The following is a 17,406-nucleotide window of genomic DNA, read 5'->3' on the forward strand; positions in this document are numbered from 1 at the left end:
GAATGGTTTTCATTGAAACTTTATGCTGATTTCATGTAATTACATAAATATAAACAATAAACATGCATAAGTGGTTTTTTACTTTTGAGGTATTGTATAAATGATTTTAAATAACCTATCCCTTTTCATCTAAAAAATAAATCTCGCATGCAATCGTTTTAAAATAGATTTAGTTACTTTGCATGCTTATGTTGAAGAGGGTTACCACAATCTGCTTGTTCTTTTTCTCAGTATTACTTACTGCTCAAGTAGGAGGTGAGTCCACGTACCAATTTCTCAACTTAGTATCTTCGCCTAGACAAGCCGCTCTGGGAGGGAAAGTAATTACTAATTACGATTACGATGTTACCTCTGCGTTATACAATCCAGCCTCAATCAATGTTGAAATGGATAACCAATTGGCTGTAAATTATTCAAGTTATTTAGGAGGCATCAGCTATGGAACCATTGCGTATGCATATACTTGGGATAGACGTGTGCAAACCTTTCATATAGGAGCTACATACATTAATTATGGTGATTTTGACGGTTACGATATTAATGGTGTTCCGACAGGATCTTTCACAGGAAATGAAGCAGCGTTATCATTTGGGTATTCTTACAATGTTCCTTTTACGGATTTTTATATTGGTGCCAATGCAAAGCTGATCACTTCAAAATTGGATATCTATAATTCATTTGGAGGTGCTGTGGATGTAGCTGCAATGTATATCAATGAGGACTTAGAATTTCACGCTGCGCTTACTGTAAGAAACTTAGGAGCTCAGTTCAAGACCTATGCAGGGCTTACTGAAACATTACCATTAGAGATTAACTTCGGAATGTCTCAAACCCTCGAAAATGTTCCTATTCGTTGGCATCTTACATTTGAAAACCTTCAAGCTTGGCCGATTTCATTCTCAAACCCAGCCAGAGCTACTACAGACTTAGATGGCAATCAAACTCAAGAAGAGGTAGGTTTCTTTGGAGAACTATTGCGTCATACCATAGTTGCTGCCGAAGTATTTCCAGATAGAGGCTTCAATATACGCTTAGGCTATAATTTTAGAAGGGCAGAAGAATTACGTATATTAGATCAGCGAAATTTTTCAGGATTGTCATTTGGATTAGGACTGAAATTTAACAAAATGCGATTTAGCTACACTCATGCAAGGTATGCTAGTGCATCTAATACTAACTTCTTCGGATTACAAATAGATTTACGTTAATGCAAACGATTACCATTGCTATCGATGGATTTTCTTCAACAGGTAAAAGCACAGTGGCTAAACAACTGGCTGAAGCTTTAAAATATGTGTATGTAGATTCAGGAGCCATGTATAGAGCTGTAACGCTTTATGCTATGCAACAAAAATTTATTGTTGCTGAATCCTTTGATGAAGATGGATTGATTAATGCTTTGGATAATGTGCTTATCTCGTTCAAGTATAATGAAGAAAAGGGATTTGCGGAAGTCTATCTCAATGGTGAGAATGTTGAAAAAGAGATTAGAACCTTAGAAGTCTCCAATTACGTTAGTACGGTATCTACAGTTCCTGAGGTAAGAAGGAAACTGGTAGAGCAACAGCAAGAAATGGGAGCTAATAAGGGTGTGGTTATGGATGGTAGAGATATTGGCACAGTGGTTTTTCCAGATGCTGAACTGAAGATATTTATGACGGCTTCGGCAGAAACTAGAGCACTGCGCCGCTATAGAGAATTATTGGATAGAGGTGATGATATAGAATATGAAGACGTGCTTCAAAATGTAGTTTCTCGAGATTATATAGACAGCACACGAGAGGATTCACCTTTAGTCAAAGCAGAAGATGCTATCGAATTTGATAATTCTAACTTATCCATAGAAGATCAGTTTGAAAGAATTCTCAATATGTCCAGAGATATTATTGGGCAAAAAAAAAGCGACTCCTAGAGCCGCTATCTTCCTAAATTAAGTTTTTACAAATTCGGGATAATCAATTCCTGATCTGGATAAATTAAATCCGGATTTTTCAGAATATCTGAATTTGCTGCAAAAATATCTTTGTACTTCATGGCATCTCCATAATATTGCTTTGCAATTTTCCCAAGAGTTTCTCCAGAAGTTACAGTATGTCTGTGATATACACTTGTGTCAGCAACATCAATATTTGCCATTATATCTGCAGGATTATCTCCACCAATAGCTTTGATTTTGTCCCAAAGTTGATCTTTTTCATATTGTGTTTTAGCAGTGCCCTTAATCTTTAAGACGCCATTGTCTTCTGACACTTCTCCATTTTGAATCTCAAGCGCTTGACCTAAATCTAACACGTCTTGATATTTAGCTTTAACCATAATTCTAAGTTTTTAAATTAACAGGACGATAAATATATCAAATTCATTATCAATTAGTAACATTTTTTTAAGCCATTTTTTAACAATTATCAATTTTAATGATTAGCCTTCAAAACGTTGAATTTTTTACATTTTTTAGGTACAGCTAATGAGAAATACATCTTTTGTGTATCTAGTTTGGTAATCAAATAATTAAATTGTAATTTTGCGCTCCTTTTTTAGCGAAATAATGGTCGAGAGAAAGGAAAAACTATAAACAAACAATAACACTTCTATGTGTATTGCTTAATCGACCCGAAACACATAGAATACAAATTTTATCAGCAATGGCTGAAAACAAAACAAAACAAGCTGAAGTTGAAGCAACTGAAGCAGTATCTGTAGAGGCTCCTGTATTATCTGAGGCTCAAACTAATCCAGAAAAATTCTTAAAAGAGTTCGATTGGCACAATTACGAAGAAGGAATTGAGCAAGTTGAAGACAAGAAATTAGCAGAATTCGAAAAATTAGTTTCTGAAAATTTCGTAGACACTCTAAATGACGAAGTTGTAGAAGGTGTAGTAATTCACATTACGGATAGAGATGCAATCATCGATATCAATGCAAAGTCAGAAGGTGTTATCTCTCTTAACGAATTCAGATACAATCCAAACTTAAAAGTAGGAGACAAAGTAGAAGTATTAATTGATGTACGCGAAGATGCTACAGGTCAGTTAGTATTGTCTCACAGAAAAGCTAGAGTAATCAAAGCTTGGGATCGTGTAAACGCAGCTCACGATTCTGGTGAGATCGTAAACGGTTTCGTAAAGTGTAGAACTAAAGGGGGTATGATCGTTGACGTATTTGGTATCGAAGCGTTCTTACCAGGTTCTCAAATCGATGTGAAGCCAATTAGAGATTACGATCAGTACGTAAATAAAACTATGGAGTTCAAGGTGGTTAAGATCAACCACGAGTTTAAGAACATCGTAGTATCTCACAAAGCGCTTATCGAAGCAGATATCGAAGAGCAGAAGAAAGAAATCATCGCTCAATTAGAGAAAGGTCAAGTACTAGAAGGTGTTGTGAAGAACATTACATCTTACGGTGTATTTATTGACCTTGGTGGTGTAGATGGATTAATCCACATTACAGACTTATCTTGGTCTCGTATCAACCATCCAAATGAAATCGTTGAGCTAGATCAAAAACTTAACGTTGTAATCTTAGACTTCGATGAAGACAAGTCTAGAATCCAGTTAGGTCTTAAGCAATTAAGCAAGCATCCTTGGGAAGCTTTAGCTGAAGACGTTAAAGTTGGTGATAAAGTAAAAGGTAAAGTAGTTGTTATTGCAGACTATGGTGCGTTTGTAGAAGTAGCTGAAGGTGTTGAAGGATTAATTCACGTTAGTGAAATGTCTTGGTCTACACACTTACGTTCAGCTCAAGATTTTGTTTCAGTTGGAGATGAAGTAGAAGCTCAAATCTTAACTTTAGATAGAGAAGAGCGTAAGATGTCACTTGGTATTAAGCAATTGACTCCAGATCCATGGACTGATATTACAGGTAAATATCCTGTAGGATCTAAGCACACAGGTAAAGTGCGTAACTTTACTAACTTCGGTGTATTTGTTGAATTAGAAGAAGGTATTGACGGATTGATTTACATTTCTGATTTATCTTGGACTAAGAAGATTAAGCACCCAAGTGAATTCTGTGCTGTAGGTGATGAGTTAGAAGTTATCGTACTTGAGTTAGATGTTGAAGGACGTAAGCTAAGTTTAGGTCACAAACAAACTACTGAAAACCCTTGGGATAAGTACGAGACTGAATTTGCATTAAACACTGTTCATACAGCTGCTATCTCTGAAGTTGTTGACAAAGGTGCTACAATTCAATTCAACGAAGATATCGTTGCATTTGTACCATCACGTCACTTAGAAAAAGAAGATGGTTCTAAGCTTAAGAAAGGTGAAGAAGCAGAATTCAAAATCATTGAGTTCAATAAGGACTTTAAGCGTGTAGTTGCATCTCACATGGCTGTTCATAAAGAAGAAGAAGCTAAGATTGTGAAAGCTGCTGCCAAGAAAGCTGCTAATGCTGCTGCAGAAGCGAAGCCAACTTTAGGTGACGCTAACGATGCGCTTCAAGCACTTAAAGATAAAATGGACGGAAAAAAATAATTTCTTACCATTTATAAAATAAGTAAGCCTCTCAAAATTTGAGAGGCTTTTTTTATCTTTATAAACCAACCAATGACATTTAATGTATATAGCATATTAATTATTGCTGGAATAATACAAGGTCTAATCTTTACCATTATTGTTCCATTTACCAAAAAGTATCAGGCTAGAAGTACCTACTTTTTGGTTGCATTACTATTTAGTTATTCGTTCAGTAATTTTCAATATGTTATACCATACATAGGACTAATGCCGCTACTGGATATGTACGCTTACATTTTTTTGCCAGTAGCATGGTTTGTTCCTCCAACGATGTATTTATTTGTAGTGTTTTTTCTATACCCAGAGAGGAACATAAAACTCAAAGACAAATTACTTTATCTCCCTTTTTTAATTTTAGCCATTATTGCTCTAATCTTTAGAGCCAGAGTGCTACTTGGCTACGATACCATAGATCCAATCAACCCGATTTACAGGATTGTTGTAGTTTATCAGGAATTTCTTGCAATATTCTATAATATAACTGTGCTAATTCTAACCTTTATAATGATTTATAAATATGAGAAGCGCCATAATCAATTCAACAAAAACCACGTAAGACGAGATCTCAAATGGTTGAAACTTACCCTAGCCTTAATTCTCTTTTTTACTTTGCTATGGAGTGTTTTGGTAATTAGAAATACATTTATAAATAATGAAACCAATTTTGATAATTTATGGTTGGGTATGACAGCACTAATCTATTGGTTTGGACATGTAGGTGTTTATAAGTATGGTATTTTATCAGATAGAATTAAGATTAGAAAGTATAATTTGAAGATTGCGAATGATAAAATTACAATTCCAACTAAAAATTCCATTATACTAAAGTTTGAAAAGTTAATGAAGGATGAAAAAGCATTTTTGGATTCTAATTTGACTTTAGATGATGTAGCTCAGAAATTACAAATTAGTACTGCACATCTATCTCGTTCTTTAAATAATGAGTTAAATATAAGTTTTACGGATTATGTAAACATGCTCAGAGTGGAAGAAGCTAAGTCTTACTTAACCAATAGTGCTTTTAACAATTATACTATAGTAGCTATAGGATTAGAAGCAGGGTTTAACTCGCGCTCCTCGTTCTTCAATGTGTTTAAGAAATTTACAAATCAGACACCATCTGCCTTTAGAAGAAATTCCAAGTAAAAAGAGCTCAGTTAATAAAATGAATCCAAATTTTTGACAATATCAAAATTCTGGATATCAAATATATAAGTAATTGTTTCTTAGAGTAGTCAATTTTAAAACTACTCACAATGAAAAAAATTATGTTAAGCGCTGCATTATTATTTGCAGCCATTTCTTATGCGCAAGATGGGTTTCCGTTTATCCCATCTGAGACCGTTGCTGAAGGTTCACCAGTTACACTAAACCTAAATGATGTTGGTGATAGTGCTGGTTTAATACCAGATGTTTATACTACCTTACGCCTTGTGACAGATTGGGTGTCAGTCTCTGGCAATCCTCAACCTGAAGAAGCTTCTATTGAAGTAATTACCACAGCTGGTAGTGTTACATTATCACCAGCAACAATTATTACAGAACCAAATCCGGGAATTAGCAGACTTAAGTTTCTCGTAGCACTTCCAGGAAATTACTTGCCGCAAAATGATGGCTATTTAGACGTTATTTTAAGACAAACAGGAACCGGAACAACAGCAGATTGGAACAGCATATTTATTGAAGTGCTTCCATGCGATCCTCCTATAGCATCAGTTTCTGTTGCAGAAGATTGTGCTAATGATCAGTTTTATGTAGATGTTAACATATCAGATATAGGTTCATTTGGTCAATGCGAAATCTATGATGTAGATTTTGAATATTATGTTTTTGTAACAACACCAGGTATGTATACAGTTGGTCCTTATAGTACAGATTTTGGTAGAGAAATTACAGTTGCAGGACATACTTCATCAGGATGCGTTTTGCTTTATGAAAACGTTGGGATAGATTGTGATAATCTTAGTGTAGATTCATTTGATAAAACGGAAATAAGCTATTATCCAAATCCGGTTACAGAATTCCTAACGCTTAGTACAGATCAGGCTATTCAAGAAATTAAACTATATAACTTAACAGGGCAAATAGTATATAGACAAAAGCTAAACTCCAGCAACTATAAGCTAGATATGTCTTCATTTAATTCTGGAGTCTATTTTATAGAAGTAAGATCTAATTCTGGTAAGAATACCCTAAAAATTCTTAAAGAATGACTGTGAGTAGTTCTATTAGGATTTGGAATTGAGATTGCAGAAATTTTGCAATCTCTTTTCTTTTATTAGCAATCAGTAATTCATCCATAAATTTCAAAGCAAATTTTAATCTTGTTTTATACTGACTTTGCAAGGTGAAGTTTTAAAAAATTGCATTAACTTTGCAGCACGATACGTTCAGATATATGAGCAAAAAGGTATTACTTAATACAAAAGAAGTTGACATCACCCTTCATAGACTAGCCTGTCAGCTTATTGAAAATCATGATAATTTTACCGAAACTGTTTTAATTGGCATTCAGCCAAGAGGGAAATTTTTGGCCAATCGCTTAGCAAAAATGCTCAGTGAAGACTATAAGATCAAAGATGTAAAACTTGGGCATTTGGATATTACGTTCTTCAGAGATGATTTCAGAAGAGGGGAGAAACCACTAGAAGCCAACACCACAGAAATTGATTTTATTGTAGAAAATAAAAAAGTGGTTTTCATTGATGATGTTTTATATACAGGACGTAGTATTAGAGCAGCATTAACCGCAATACAGTCATTCGGAAGACCAAAAGAAATAGAACTCTTAGCGCTAATCGATAGACGATTTAGCAGACATCTTCCTATTCAGCCAGATTATAGAGGGCGTCAAGTAGATGCGATCAATAATGAAAAAGTGGTAGTGCAATGGCAGGAGAATGATGGAAAAGATATGGTATACTTAATTAATAACTAAATAACGAATGAGCGAGTTAAGTGTCAATCACTTATTAGGAATAAAATATCTAAACAAGGCAGATATTGATCTTATTTTTGAAACTGCAGATCAATTCAAGGAAGTCATCAATAGACCAATTAAAAAAGTACCTTCGCTTAGAGACATTACTATTGCTAATCTGTTTTTTGAAAACTCAACACGTACCAAATTATCTTTCGAGCTTGCTGAAAAACGTCTTTCAGCAGATGTTATTAATTTTTCTGCATCACAATCTTCAGTAAAAAAAGGAGAAACGCTTATTGACACTGTCAATAATATCCTTTCCATGAAAGTAGATATGGTTGTAATGCGTCATCCAAATCCAGGAGCTGGAGTATTTTTATCGCAACATGTAGATGCCAGTATTATTAATGCGGGAGATGGTGCGCATGAGCATCCTACTCAAGCCTTGTTAGATACCTATTCAATACGAGAACGTTTAGGTTCTGTAAAAGGCAAAAATGTTGTTATTGTTGGAGATATTCTACACAGTAGAGTAGCACTTTCAAACATATATGCGTTACAATTATTAGGCGCTAATGTTATGGTTTGTGGACCAAAGACCTTATTACCAAAATATATTGGTAACTTAGGAGTAAAAGTCGAAACCAATCTGATGAAAGCTTTAAATTGGTGTGACGTCGCTAATATGCTAAGAGTCCAGAACGAAAGGATGGACATAAGCTATTTTCCTTCAACTAGAGAATATGCACAGCAATACGGTGTTACCAAAGCTATATTAGACAGTTTGGACAAAGACATTACAATAATGCACCCAGGACCTATTAATCGTGGTGTTGAGATCACGAGTGATGTTGCAGACTCTAAGCAAGCCATAATCTTGGATCAAGTAGAAAATGGTGTCGCTATTAGAATGGCTGTTATTTATTTGTTAGCATCAAAAATTAAACACTGATAAATATGATATTCAGTAAAGATGGAACAACTACTATTATTACGCAAGAACGTGCAACAATAGCTGAGTTGGTAAGAAAAATACAAGAGACCTATTCCAAGGTAAAATACGATAATATTATTGTTAACCTCAGTAGTTTGGGAAAGGTGTCGCTAGAACAAATTATTGAGTTTTTACAAGTCTCTAACGAACATCGTGGCTCTAAGAGGTCGTTTGTTATTGTGACTAATAAGATCAGTATAGACGATATTCCAGACGAACTTGTAGTAGTACCAACACTTCAAGAAGCCTATGACATCATTGAGATGGAGGAGATGGAGCGTGATTTAGGGCTTTAAGTTTTTATATATGAAGCTAACCATACTCGGCTGCTATAGCGCTACACCACGTACTAATACAAACCCAACCTCACAAGTTTTAGAGATTAGAAATAACATGTTTCTTATCGATTGTGGCGAAGGCACTCAAGTAGAGTTGAGGCGCAATAAGGTGAAATTTTCACGCATTAAGCGCATTTTTATTTCCCACTTACATGGCGATCATGTGTTTGGTTTGGTTGGTTTGATTTCTACATTCAGACTACTTGGACGCGAAGCCGATTTGCATATTTACGCACCAAAGGGACTCAAAGAAGCTATAACTCTACAAATGAAATTGGCTGACTCTTGGACCAATTATCAGCTTATTTTTCATGAATTAACTTCAGATGCATCTGAGCTTATTTTTGAAGATGATAATGTTGAAGTGTATACAATTCCTTTAGACCATCGTGTGTACACCAATGGTTTTTTGTTTAAAGAGAAAGAAGGAGAGCGCAAACTGAATATTGGAAAAGTACTCGAAGCCAATGTTGACAAGGCTTACTTCAGAAAGCTAAAGCAAGGCTTTGATGTGATTAGCGAAAATGGAGAACGAGTTAGAAACGAAGACGTAACATTACCACCAAATAAACCAAAAAGCTACGCATTTTGTAGTGATACAGCTTACAAAGCGGATATTGTGCCAATCATTAAAGATGTCGATGTGTTGTATCACGAATCTACGTTCCTTGAAAAACATGAACGCTTGTGCGAACCTACAAAGCATAGTTCAGCAAAGCAAGCAGCTTCAATAGCCAAACAAGCCAAAGCTGGTACTTTGATTTTAGGACATTACTCTACACGCTACGATGATTTGAGTGCTTTTAAGGAAGAAGCAGAAACTATTTTTGAAAGAGTGCTTTTGGGTGATGATGGAAAGGTGTTCGACTTTTCTTAAGGCTTACTTCTTATACGCTAATAAATAAGTAACATAGCTAGGGCCAGATTTTACCTTGTCTACTTTCCAGATGTAATCGTTATAACCTTCAACCTTAGTAATCAATTGATTTAATTCTTTGATAGAGTAGGTGCGCAAAACAGATACAATACCATCCCAGCACACTAACAAAGGAAGTATAGGAATAAAATACGTAAATAGTATTCTTCCAAGTTTAAATGGTCTAATGAATGGTGTTAAGAGTAAAACATTTAGAGGTGATAATAACATAAAGATTATACTCTTCAAGTTGCGTTCTTGAGCCTCGAAAATGGCAATACTACTGCTAGAGTCCACCACATTTTGTAAAATCTTTTGCGCTTGCTGAGGTTTGAAATGATGTAAAGACAAGAACTGAGTCCGCAGACCATCCAAGTGTTCAGGAACATTGAGTGCATCCACAGAAGTACTTATAAAATCTATATTTTCGGCTTGTTTGGCAGTTCTCTGAAAAGCTGGAACGTTCGGATAATAATCCGTAAGTAATATTTTTAAATCTGGTTTTTGTTCTAGGAGATGAGTGTTCAATTTTAGTAATCCACCACCGCCACCAGAAGCCAAATCTATTATAGTATTTGTTTTAGAACTTTCTAAGCCTTCAATCAATATAGGAACGATTGGCTTATAGATATCAAACTTGTTTGAAATAAATTGAAGGTAATCCGTCATATAGTTTCTCAGTAGAGACGGAAACCATTTCAAATCTTCAAATTCAAATAAATGTAGTCTTCCCAAACTAATTAAGTCTAATTTTTTTCAGCAAAATCTTTAAATAAGTTCATCCATTTTAGGACTTGTTTTTTAAACATACCTGGAAACAACTTTGCTAAGAGTTTCAAAATAAAACCTTTCATTATGGTATAATCAATCTCAGAGTGGTAACGTGTTGTGCTATCATCTAGAGCTTCAAAAGAGACCTTCATGGTATTTGTCATGTGCTTGTGCTCATAGAGCCCTAGAAACTCTTCAGGAAGATTACTTTTCAGAATAGTTTCCTTCAAGTCAAACTTTTCATAGACCATATTAGAAACGGCACCTTCTTTTCCAGCTTCACCAGAAATAAGTTCTTTAGATCTAAACCCTTCTTGAACATGTTCAAGATTATCGGGATCCATAAATATGTCTACGACTTTATCGACTGGAGCATTGATATCTACATGACAACTGAATTTCATGAGCGAAAAATTAAATATGGTTAGTTATATGTTTTAGAACTTTTAATTAAGCTCTTTTAGATTTTGAACCCAATCAATGGCACGCTCCAGACTATCTGACCTCTTAATGCTAATTGCAGCCATTTTCTTTTCTATGTTGGCACTCATATAGGTTGAATCTCTATAGCTTACAATAGAAGCCGCAAACAAGATACTATCATCTTCATCAAAGTATGACCACAAGATTGGCTCTATAGAGTAGGAGTTTACTCGATTGGCAATATAGGCTAAACGCTTATGATTACCATAGTGATTCCTAAGTGAATCCAAAAGATCATCTAACTTTTCCCTATCAAAATGAATACCCTCATTCACTTCCATAATAAAGAAATCGTCACAAAGGTATAGGTCAGCAAAATCCAGAACCTTTTTTTGGCTAGAGAGTGATTTTTGATACGGGGAATTCTCAAATCGCATGGTTAGTCATGAAATTGATACGAAAACAAAATAAATGAATTATTTTCGTATTACAATGGAAAAAGACCTAAGCAACTACAGAAAATCTTACGAAAAAGGCGAATTACGCCTTAAAGATGTACCAGGAAACCCTATGGAATTGTTTCAAAAATGGTTCCTCCACGTCGATGCACATTTCCCTGAAGATGAGACCAATGCTATGACCTTATCGACAATTGGACTCGATGGTTTTCCGAAGAGTAGAGTAGTGCTGCTAAAGAAGTACACTTACGAAGGATTTATTTTTTACACCAATTATAAAAGTGAAAAAGGCAAAGCTATAGAAGCTAACCCAGAAGTCTGTTTGTCTTTTTTCTGGCATGGTGCAGAACGACAAATCATTATAAAGGGTAGGGCTGAAAAGATTTCTGAAAACCTAAGCGATGGCTATTTTGAGTCTAGACCAAAAGGAAGTCAGCTAGGTGCTTTGGCCTCACATCAAAGTGAAGTTATACAAAGTCGCGATGCTTTAGATGATAAGCTTAAAGCATTAGAGGATGAATATGATAGTAAGGAAGTACCTAGACCTGAATATTGGGGAGGCTATATTGTAAAGCCAATTGAATACGAATTTTGGCAAGGTCGCCCAAATCGATTGCACGATAGAATCCGATATCAACTTCAGGAAGATTTCGATTGGAACATTGATCGATTATCTCCATAATTACTTTTAAAATCAGGCTTAACGGTTTAAAAACATCGATGAAATGCTTGATTTTTTCTTTTAAGTGTGCATTTCGTCGATTATTGACATTAAAAATCGATGAAATACATGCTTTTCATCGATTTTAACATTTCTTTAACAAAGAAACTTTCCCCTGCTTATAAATTAGCAGTACCAAATCTAAAATAAACCTACAATGAAAGTTTCTACTATGTTGCCAATTTTGGCAATAACTGCATTGTTAAGCTTAACCTCCTGTTCGACGGAAAGCATTCCAGACAACAATGCTGATGCGCTAAATTTACAGCAAGCTCCTCCTGCTAAGATCATAGAAATTGAGATCTTAGAAAGAATAAACGAACATAGAATTAGTATTGGTTTAAACGCTTTACAGAATCATGATGTTATCAAATCTGTTGCGTTTACACATACTGACTATATGATTGAGGCAGACAATGTATCTCACGATAATTTTTTCCAACGTAAAAGTAGTTTAGAGGCTCATGCTAATGCCACTAAAGTATCAGAAAACGTTGCGTATGCATTTAGTTCAGCAGAATCTGTTGTAAATGCATGGATTAATAGCGATGGTCATAGAGCCAATATAGAAGGAGATTATACAGACTTTGATATATCAGCCGAAAAAGACGAAGAAGGCGACTGGTATTTTACGAATATATTTATTAAGCGTTAAGGCGCTTATAAGTTGATTGATAGCCCCAAAAAAGCCGCAAGTTATTTGCGGCTTTTTTAGTTATTCTTCTTCAGCGCGTTTCAGGATACTATCTGGAAGTGCCTTTTTTGCTTTAGCTCCCATTTTCTTAAGTTTTTCAACACTGGTTATTAAATTGCCACGACCTTCAACAAGTTTGTTCATCGCCGCCGAATAATCTGTTTTTGCAGCATCAATCTTTTTACCAACACCAGTAAGGTCTTTAACTAAACCTTCAAACTTATCGTAAAGCGCACCTGCTTGCCGCGCAATTTCTATGGCATTGCGTTGTTGCTTCTCATTATTCCACATTGTATCGATCGTTCTAAGCGTAGCAAGAAGCGTTGTAGGTGTTACGATAACGATATTCTTTTCGAAAGCTTTGTTGTATAAGCTATTGTCTTCATTTAAAGCCAATGCGAAAGCAGGCTCAATTGGGATAAACATCAATACAAAATCTGGAGATTCAATATCGTACAGATCTTGATAGTTACGTTCGGATAATTGATCGACATGCTTCTTTATAGAATTGACATGGGCTTTTAAGTGTGCTTCTTTATCGTCGTCCTCAGAGTTTACATATCTGTTATAATCCGTTATAGATACTTTGGAATCGATAACCATCTTTTTGTTATCAGGTAAATGAATGACCACATCTGGCAACACTCGAGTTCCGTCTTCTAACTGAAAGCTTTGTTGTACAAAATACTCTCGGTCTTTTTCTAAACCAGATTTCTCCAAAACGCGCTCCAAAACCAATTCACCCCAATTTCCTTGCGTTTTACTGTCTCCTTTGAGTGCTTTAGTAAGGTTGGTAGCTTCTTTGGTCATTTGCATATTCAGATCCTTAAGGCCAAGTAATTGCTCTTTTAAGGCTGAATGCATGCTGATGCTTTCCTTCTGTGATTTATCGACCTTTTCTTCGAAGGTTTTAATCTTCTCTTGTAGCGGGTTAAGAATCTGCTTTATATTCTCTTTATTTTGAAGCGTAAACTTTTCAGATTTTTCATCAAGGATTTTGTTAGCCAAGATCTCAAAGTCTTTCCTTAATTGTTCCTGACGTTCTTCTAGTTCTTTATCGCGTTTCTGATTTTGTACTTGTAAGTTTTCGTATTCTGTATTTCGTCTGGTTAGCTCGGTATTCAGAAAATCCTTTTCTCGTCTTATCTCTTCTTTGTCATACTCAAGTTTAGATAAATTATCTTTAAGCTCATTTATGGTTGCATTCAACTGATTTTGGCGTTCTTCTAAAGAACTTTGTTCACTTTTACTCTTCAGTTTAGTAAACAGCATACCTAGGTAAGCACCAATACCTGCTGATATTAATATAGCTAAGATTAGAATTAAATTGTCGTTCATGTAAAGCTTTGAATTTATCCAAAGATAAATTTTTAAAGGATAGAAAGTAGTGCTAATGAAGATTACTTTTTAACACGGAAAGCACCTGAATTTTTATCAAACAAAATCAAGTCCTCAGGGAATAATTCATTAAGAACACCAGACGATATCAAGTCGCTTGGTGTTGCTTGAACGGTTCTGTCATTTAGCATCACAATTATGGAATCGCAAAGCTGCAACGCCAAATCGATTTCATGTGATGAAAAGAGAATCGTCTTATTTGTGGACTCTGTAAGATTCTTTAATAATTTCAGGATATAAGCCTTGTGATACATATCTAGATGCGTAGTTGGCTCATCGAGAATGATAAGGTCTGTATCCTGTGCTAAAGCTCGTGCAATCATTACTTTTTGCAATTGACCATCACTAAGTTCAAAACACTTTCGGTGTTTTAACTCATCAAGGTTTATGGCGTTTATGGCATTTTCAACAATGCTATTATCATTTTCAGAAAGACTGCCTATCCAATTGGTATAAGGTTGCCTTCCTAATGCAACGAGTTCAAAAACGGTTAAATTTTTTGAAGCCAGATGTTCGGTAAGCACTAGACTCAGAACCTTTGATAAATCAATATTGGAATAGTGCTCAAGATGCTTGTCTCTAAGGCTTATGGTACCGCTCAAAGGTTTCTGTACCTTGGTTAAAGTTCTCAACAATGTAGACTTTCCAATACCATTGGCACCAATAAGTCCTACTAACTCACCTTGCTTCAATTCAATATTAATATCAGACGAAATAATTGATGTATCCTTCTTGCTGGAATACCCAATGGCTAAGCTTTCAGTATGTAAAACCAATTGTTCTAACATTAAAAAATCATTTTTCGTTTTCTAACTAACAACCAAATTACGATAGGCGCTCCAAATAATGAAGTAATAGCATTAATAGGTAACACAAAATCGCTTGTTGGAAGCTGCGCAATACTATCACAAATCAACATTATAATAGCTCCAAATATTAGTACAGCTGGCAATAATACTTTGTGATTGGATGTGTTGAATACTTGTCTGGTAATATGTGGAATTGCTAAACCTATAAAGGCTATAGGTCCTGCAAAAGCTGTTATGGTTCCTGCCAATAAACTTGTAGCAATAATGATTAGAAAGCGACTCTTCCTAATATTCAGCCCTAGGCTTTGTGCGTAATTTTCACCAAGTAATAGAGAATTGAGCGCTTTTATAGATAAGATGCTAAGAAACAGTCCGAGAATGTATATGATAAAGAAAATAAGCAATTCATTCCAGGATAAATTCCCTAGGCTTCCAAAGCCCCAAAAAATGTATTGTTGCAATTGTTCCGCAGAACTAAAATAGGAGAGAACGCTTACAACTGCTGCTGTGATGCTACCAAACATGAGTCCAATAATCAGTATGGCCATAGTGTCTCTTATTTTTGAAGACACCACCATAACAGATAGTAATACTAAAAAACTTCCTAAACTGGCAGCAATGATAATACTCCATTTAGAAAGCATTACGGTTGAAAACCATCCGCCAAAAATTCCTGCACCCAAAATAATAATGGCAACTCCAAGGCTAGCTCCAGAACTAATTCCTAACACAAAAGGGCCAGCTAAGGGGTTTCTAAATAATGTTTGCATCAATAATCCCGAAATTCCTAAGCCAGAACCGACCAGCATTGCCGTAATGGCCTTTGGTAAGCGGTAATTCTGAATGATATATTCTTTACTAGTATAGTCTGAAGGCTTTACTAAAAAACTATCTATTATTTCTGAAAACGATATCGATACAGAACCTAAGCTAATGTTAATGACGAAGCATATTATCAAGACGATAATGAGCAACAAAAAGCTTAAACGATATGATCGTAAGGATAACAACTTATTCTAATGGTTTAAAGAAAAAAGGTTGGTAGTCATTCAATAATTGAGGATGGCACACTTTGATGATATCTTTCAACACTAAGTCTGGTCGGGCTATTCCCAATTCATAATATAAGACACCTCCAGTTTTCCCTGTGGTATTGGAAAAGGTATAAATACTTTTAGTTTTGAACGCTTCAAACTGAGTATAATGCTCATTAGCTTTTTCTAAAGCCTTATAGCTAGTATAATACGATGGACTAAGCCAAAGTTGAGCGTTTTGCCCTTTTTCTAGTACGGTTTCAAAACTTAAAGCTAAACTACCATTAGTAGTGGTGTCTTCCCAAAGGTAATTCACATTAGCATCTTTCAAAAACTGAGCTTCAGGACTTGCACCACTTGGTAAATACCAAACATCTTTGTGCATGGCTCCACTCAAAACTGTTGGGCGTTCCGTAACGTTTTTTGTTAAAGTCTTCGCATCATTATAATTCTTTTCAATAGACTTGAATATAGAATCGGCTTCTTTCTGTTTGTTGAATAAAACACCAAAAACCTTTATCCATTCTGCTTTTGCTAGAGGAGAGGCTTCAACCCAGTCACCATTATAGATTACAGGAATCCCTGCTTTGGTAATGGTTTCAAAGGTTTTATTAACTCCATCAACACCAAAACCGACAACGACATCTGGATTTAACTCTAATAAAACTTCAGTATTAATGCCTTCATTTTTCCCTAACTCACGTACACTACCATTATCTATTCGAGCTCTGGTCTTTTCTGAAGAGATATAATCACTACCTGGAAAACCTACTAAGTATTCTTCCATCTCAAGCAATTCTAAAGCAGGAATATGAGTTGTTGATGTCACGACTATATTTTCAACAGGCGTTAGGATAATACCATCGAACTCATCTTTATTGAGCGTTGTTGAAGCTGCTTTTTGCCTATCAACTAGTGCATATTTAAAGACTTTTTCAGATTCTGGCCAAGGTTCCTTTATAGTCAAGAGCTTTAATTCCTCGAAAGATTGAATTGTAAACCCTTTAGCGTAAGTAGTTCTATAAGGTGTATAATCAAAATCTACTGAGAGTGTTTTCTTCTTTTGGTCTTTGCCACAGGCAAGAAAAATCAGTAATAGAAGGACAATAGCTTTTTTCAAAATAGTCTGATTGTTTGCTCAAAAATAAGATTAAAAGTGTAATTTCGCATCGAATTTTGGTTTCATTCGGTATATCCGAATGGATTAAAAGGGAATCTGGTGAGAATCCAGAACTGTTCCCGCAACTGTAAGCTTAGTCACATCGTGATGCTTACTACTAACTTCAAAACCACTGATTCAAAAGAATTGGGAAGGTAAGTAGTAAGACGCAAGTCAGGAGACCTGCCACTATTCAGCAAAAAATAAGTCAAACTTTCGGGATAAAAGTTTACGTATGAAAATCATAC

Annotated in this window: 19 protein-coding genes and 1 riboswitch; of the genes, 11 read left to right on the top strand and 8 right to left on the bottom strand. The window is 35.3% G+C overall.

The genetic code is table 11. The features are described 5' to 3' along the window. The first annotated feature begins 188 nt into the window (after positions 1 to 188). Positions 189 to 1,208: a type IX secretion system protein PorQ gene (gene porQ / locus NCE97_RS08840; RefSeq protein WP_353778745.1), complete on the top strand. Its 1,020-nt coding sequence runs from the start codon at positions 189 to 191 to the stop codon at positions 1,206 to 1,208. Then, positions 1,208 to 1,912, top strand: a complete 705-nt coding sequence (gene cmk / locus NCE97_RS08845) for a (d)CMP kinase (protein WP_353778687.1) — start codon at positions 1,208 to 1,210, stop codon at positions 1,910 to 1,912. The genes porQ and cmk overlap by 1 nt, the downstream gene beginning before the upstream one ends. 26 nt (positions 1,913 to 1,938) lie before the next feature. On the opposite strand, the gene NCE97_RS08850 is transcribed toward cmk, so the two are convergent. Further along, the gene (locus tag NCE97_RS08850; protein ID WP_353778688.1) at positions 1,939 to 2,316 is read right to left on the bottom strand and encodes a LysM peptidoglycan-binding domain-containing protein; all 378 of its coding nucleotides are present in this window, start codon (positions 2,314 to 2,316) and stop codon (positions 1,939 to 1,941) included. A gap of 326 nt (positions 2,317 to 2,642) precedes the next feature. On the opposite strand from NCE97_RS08850, the gene rpsA reads away from it, so the two are divergent. The 7 genes from rpsA to NCE97_RS08885 all read left to right on the top strand — a co-directional run bounded on the left by rpsA (position 2,643) and on the right by NCE97_RS08885 (position 9,652). Further along, complete coding sequence (rpsA, locus tag NCE97_RS08855) at positions 2,643 to 4,478, top strand: 30S ribosomal protein S1 (RefSeq protein ID WP_353778689.1); 1,836 nt, start codon at positions 2,643 to 2,645, stop codon at positions 4,476 to 4,478. A 72-nt stretch (positions 4,479 to 4,550) separates the two neighbouring features. Next, on the top strand, positions 4,551 to 5,666 hold the full coding sequence (locus NCE97_RS08860) for a helix-turn-helix domain-containing protein (RefSeq protein ID WP_353778690.1): 1,116 nt from the start codon (positions 4,551 to 4,553) through the stop codon (positions 5,664 to 5,666). Positions 5,667 to 5,776: 110 nt separating this feature from the next. Then, positions 5,777 to 6,733 (top strand): T9SS type A sorting domain-containing protein, encoded by a 957-nt coding sequence (locus NCE97_RS08865; protein WP_353778691.1) that lies wholly within the window; start codon positions 5,777 to 5,779, stop codon positions 6,731 to 6,733. Between the two features lie 185 nt (positions 6,734 to 6,918). Next, entirely contained in the window at positions 6,919 to 7,458 is a 540-nt protein-coding gene (gene pyrR / locus NCE97_RS08870) for a bifunctional pyr operon transcriptional regulator/uracil phosphoribosyltransferase PyrR (protein WP_353778693.1), read from the top strand. Positions 7,459 to 7,465: 7 nt separating this feature from the next. Continuing rightward, complete coding sequence (locus NCE97_RS08875; protein WP_353778694.1) at positions 7,466 to 8,395, top strand: aspartate carbamoyltransferase catalytic subunit; 930 nt, start codon at positions 7,466 to 7,468, stop codon at positions 8,393 to 8,395. A gap of 5 nt (positions 8,396 to 8,400) precedes the next feature. After that, on the top strand, positions 8,401 to 8,733 hold the full coding sequence (locus NCE97_RS08880) for a ribonuclease Z (RefSeq protein ID WP_353778695.1): 333 nt from the start codon (positions 8,401 to 8,403) through the stop codon (positions 8,731 to 8,733). A gap of 10 nt (positions 8,734 to 8,743) precedes the next feature. After that, entirely contained in the window at positions 8,744 to 9,652 is a 909-nt protein-coding gene (locus tag NCE97_RS08885; RefSeq protein WP_353778697.1) for a ribonuclease Z, read from the top strand. Positions 9,653 to 9,655: 3 nt separating this feature from the next. On the opposite strand, the gene NCE97_RS08890 is transcribed toward NCE97_RS08885, so the two are convergent. From NCE97_RS08890 to NCE97_RS08900, 3 genes are read right to left on the bottom strand one after another with little or no spacing between them, the layout of a single operon-like run. Beyond that, the gene (locus NCE97_RS08890) at positions 9,656 to 10,426 is read right to left on the bottom strand and encodes a hypothetical protein (protein ID WP_353778698.1); all 771 of its coding nucleotides are present in this window, start codon (positions 10,424 to 10,426) and stop codon (positions 9,656 to 9,658) included. 11 nt (positions 10,427 to 10,437) lie between these two features. Then, complete coding sequence (locus tag NCE97_RS08895) at positions 10,438 to 10,866, bottom strand: SRPBCC family protein (RefSeq protein WP_353778699.1); 429 nt, start codon at positions 10,864 to 10,866, stop codon at positions 10,438 to 10,440. A 42-nt stretch (positions 10,867 to 10,908) separates the two neighbouring features. Then, entirely contained in the window at positions 10,909 to 11,322 is a 414-nt protein-coding gene (locus tag NCE97_RS08900) for a hypothetical protein (RefSeq protein ID WP_353778700.1), read from the bottom strand. Between the two features lie 55 nt (positions 11,323 to 11,377). On the opposite strand from NCE97_RS08900, the gene pdxH reads away from it, so the two are divergent. Beyond that, positions 11,378 to 12,025, top strand: a complete 648-nt coding sequence (pdxH, locus tag NCE97_RS08905; RefSeq protein ID WP_353778746.1) for a pyridoxamine 5'-phosphate oxidase — start codon at positions 11,378 to 11,380, stop codon at positions 12,023 to 12,025. Positions 12,026 to 12,221: 196 nt separating this feature from the next. Then, on the top strand, positions 12,222 to 12,719 hold the full coding sequence (locus NCE97_RS08910; RefSeq protein WP_353778702.1) for a CAP domain-containing protein: 498 nt from the start codon (positions 12,222 to 12,224) through the stop codon (positions 12,717 to 12,719). Positions 12,720 to 12,779: 60 nt separating this feature from the next. Here NCE97_RS08910 and NCE97_RS08915 read toward each other — a convergent pair whose 3' ends face one another. The 4 genes from NCE97_RS08915 to NCE97_RS08930 all read right to left on the bottom strand — a co-directional run bounded on the left by NCE97_RS08915 (position 12,780) and on the right by NCE97_RS08930 (position 17,119). Beyond that, positions 12,780 to 14,096, bottom strand: a complete 1,317-nt coding sequence (locus NCE97_RS08915; protein ID WP_353778703.1) for a DNA recombination protein RmuC — start codon at positions 14,094 to 14,096, stop codon at positions 12,780 to 12,782. A 62-nt stretch (positions 14,097 to 14,158) separates the two neighbouring features. Beyond that, positions 14,159 to 14,944 carry an ABC transporter ATP-binding protein gene (locus NCE97_RS08920; protein WP_353778705.1) on the bottom strand — a complete coding sequence of 262 codons (786 nt, stop codon included), beginning with the start codon at positions 14,942 to 14,944 and terminating at the stop codon, positions 14,159 to 14,161. Beyond that, positions 14,944 to 15,975 carry a FecCD family ABC transporter permease gene (locus NCE97_RS08925; RefSeq protein WP_353778706.1) on the bottom strand — a complete coding sequence of 344 codons (1,032 nt, stop codon included), beginning with the start codon at positions 15,973 to 15,975 and terminating at the stop codon, positions 14,944 to 14,946. Before NCE97_RS08925 ends, NCE97_RS08920 begins: the two co-directional genes overlap by 1 nt. 1 nt (position 15,976) lies before the next feature. Then, a complete protein-coding gene (locus NCE97_RS08930; protein ID WP_353778707.1) occupies positions 15,977 to 17,119 on the bottom strand; it encodes an ABC transporter substrate-binding protein in 1,143 nt (380 codons plus the stop codon). Between the two features lie 40 nt (positions 17,120 to 17,159). Next, positions 17,160 to 17,363, top strand: a riboswitch (cobalamin riboswitch). Positions 17,364 to 17,406 lie beyond the last annotated feature (43 nt).

Source organism: Winogradskyella sp. 3972H.M.0a.05, from assembly GCF_040493455.1.
Taxonomy (GTDB): domain Bacteria; phylum Bacteroidota; class Bacteroidia; order Flavobacteriales; family Flavobacteriaceae; genus Microcosmobacter.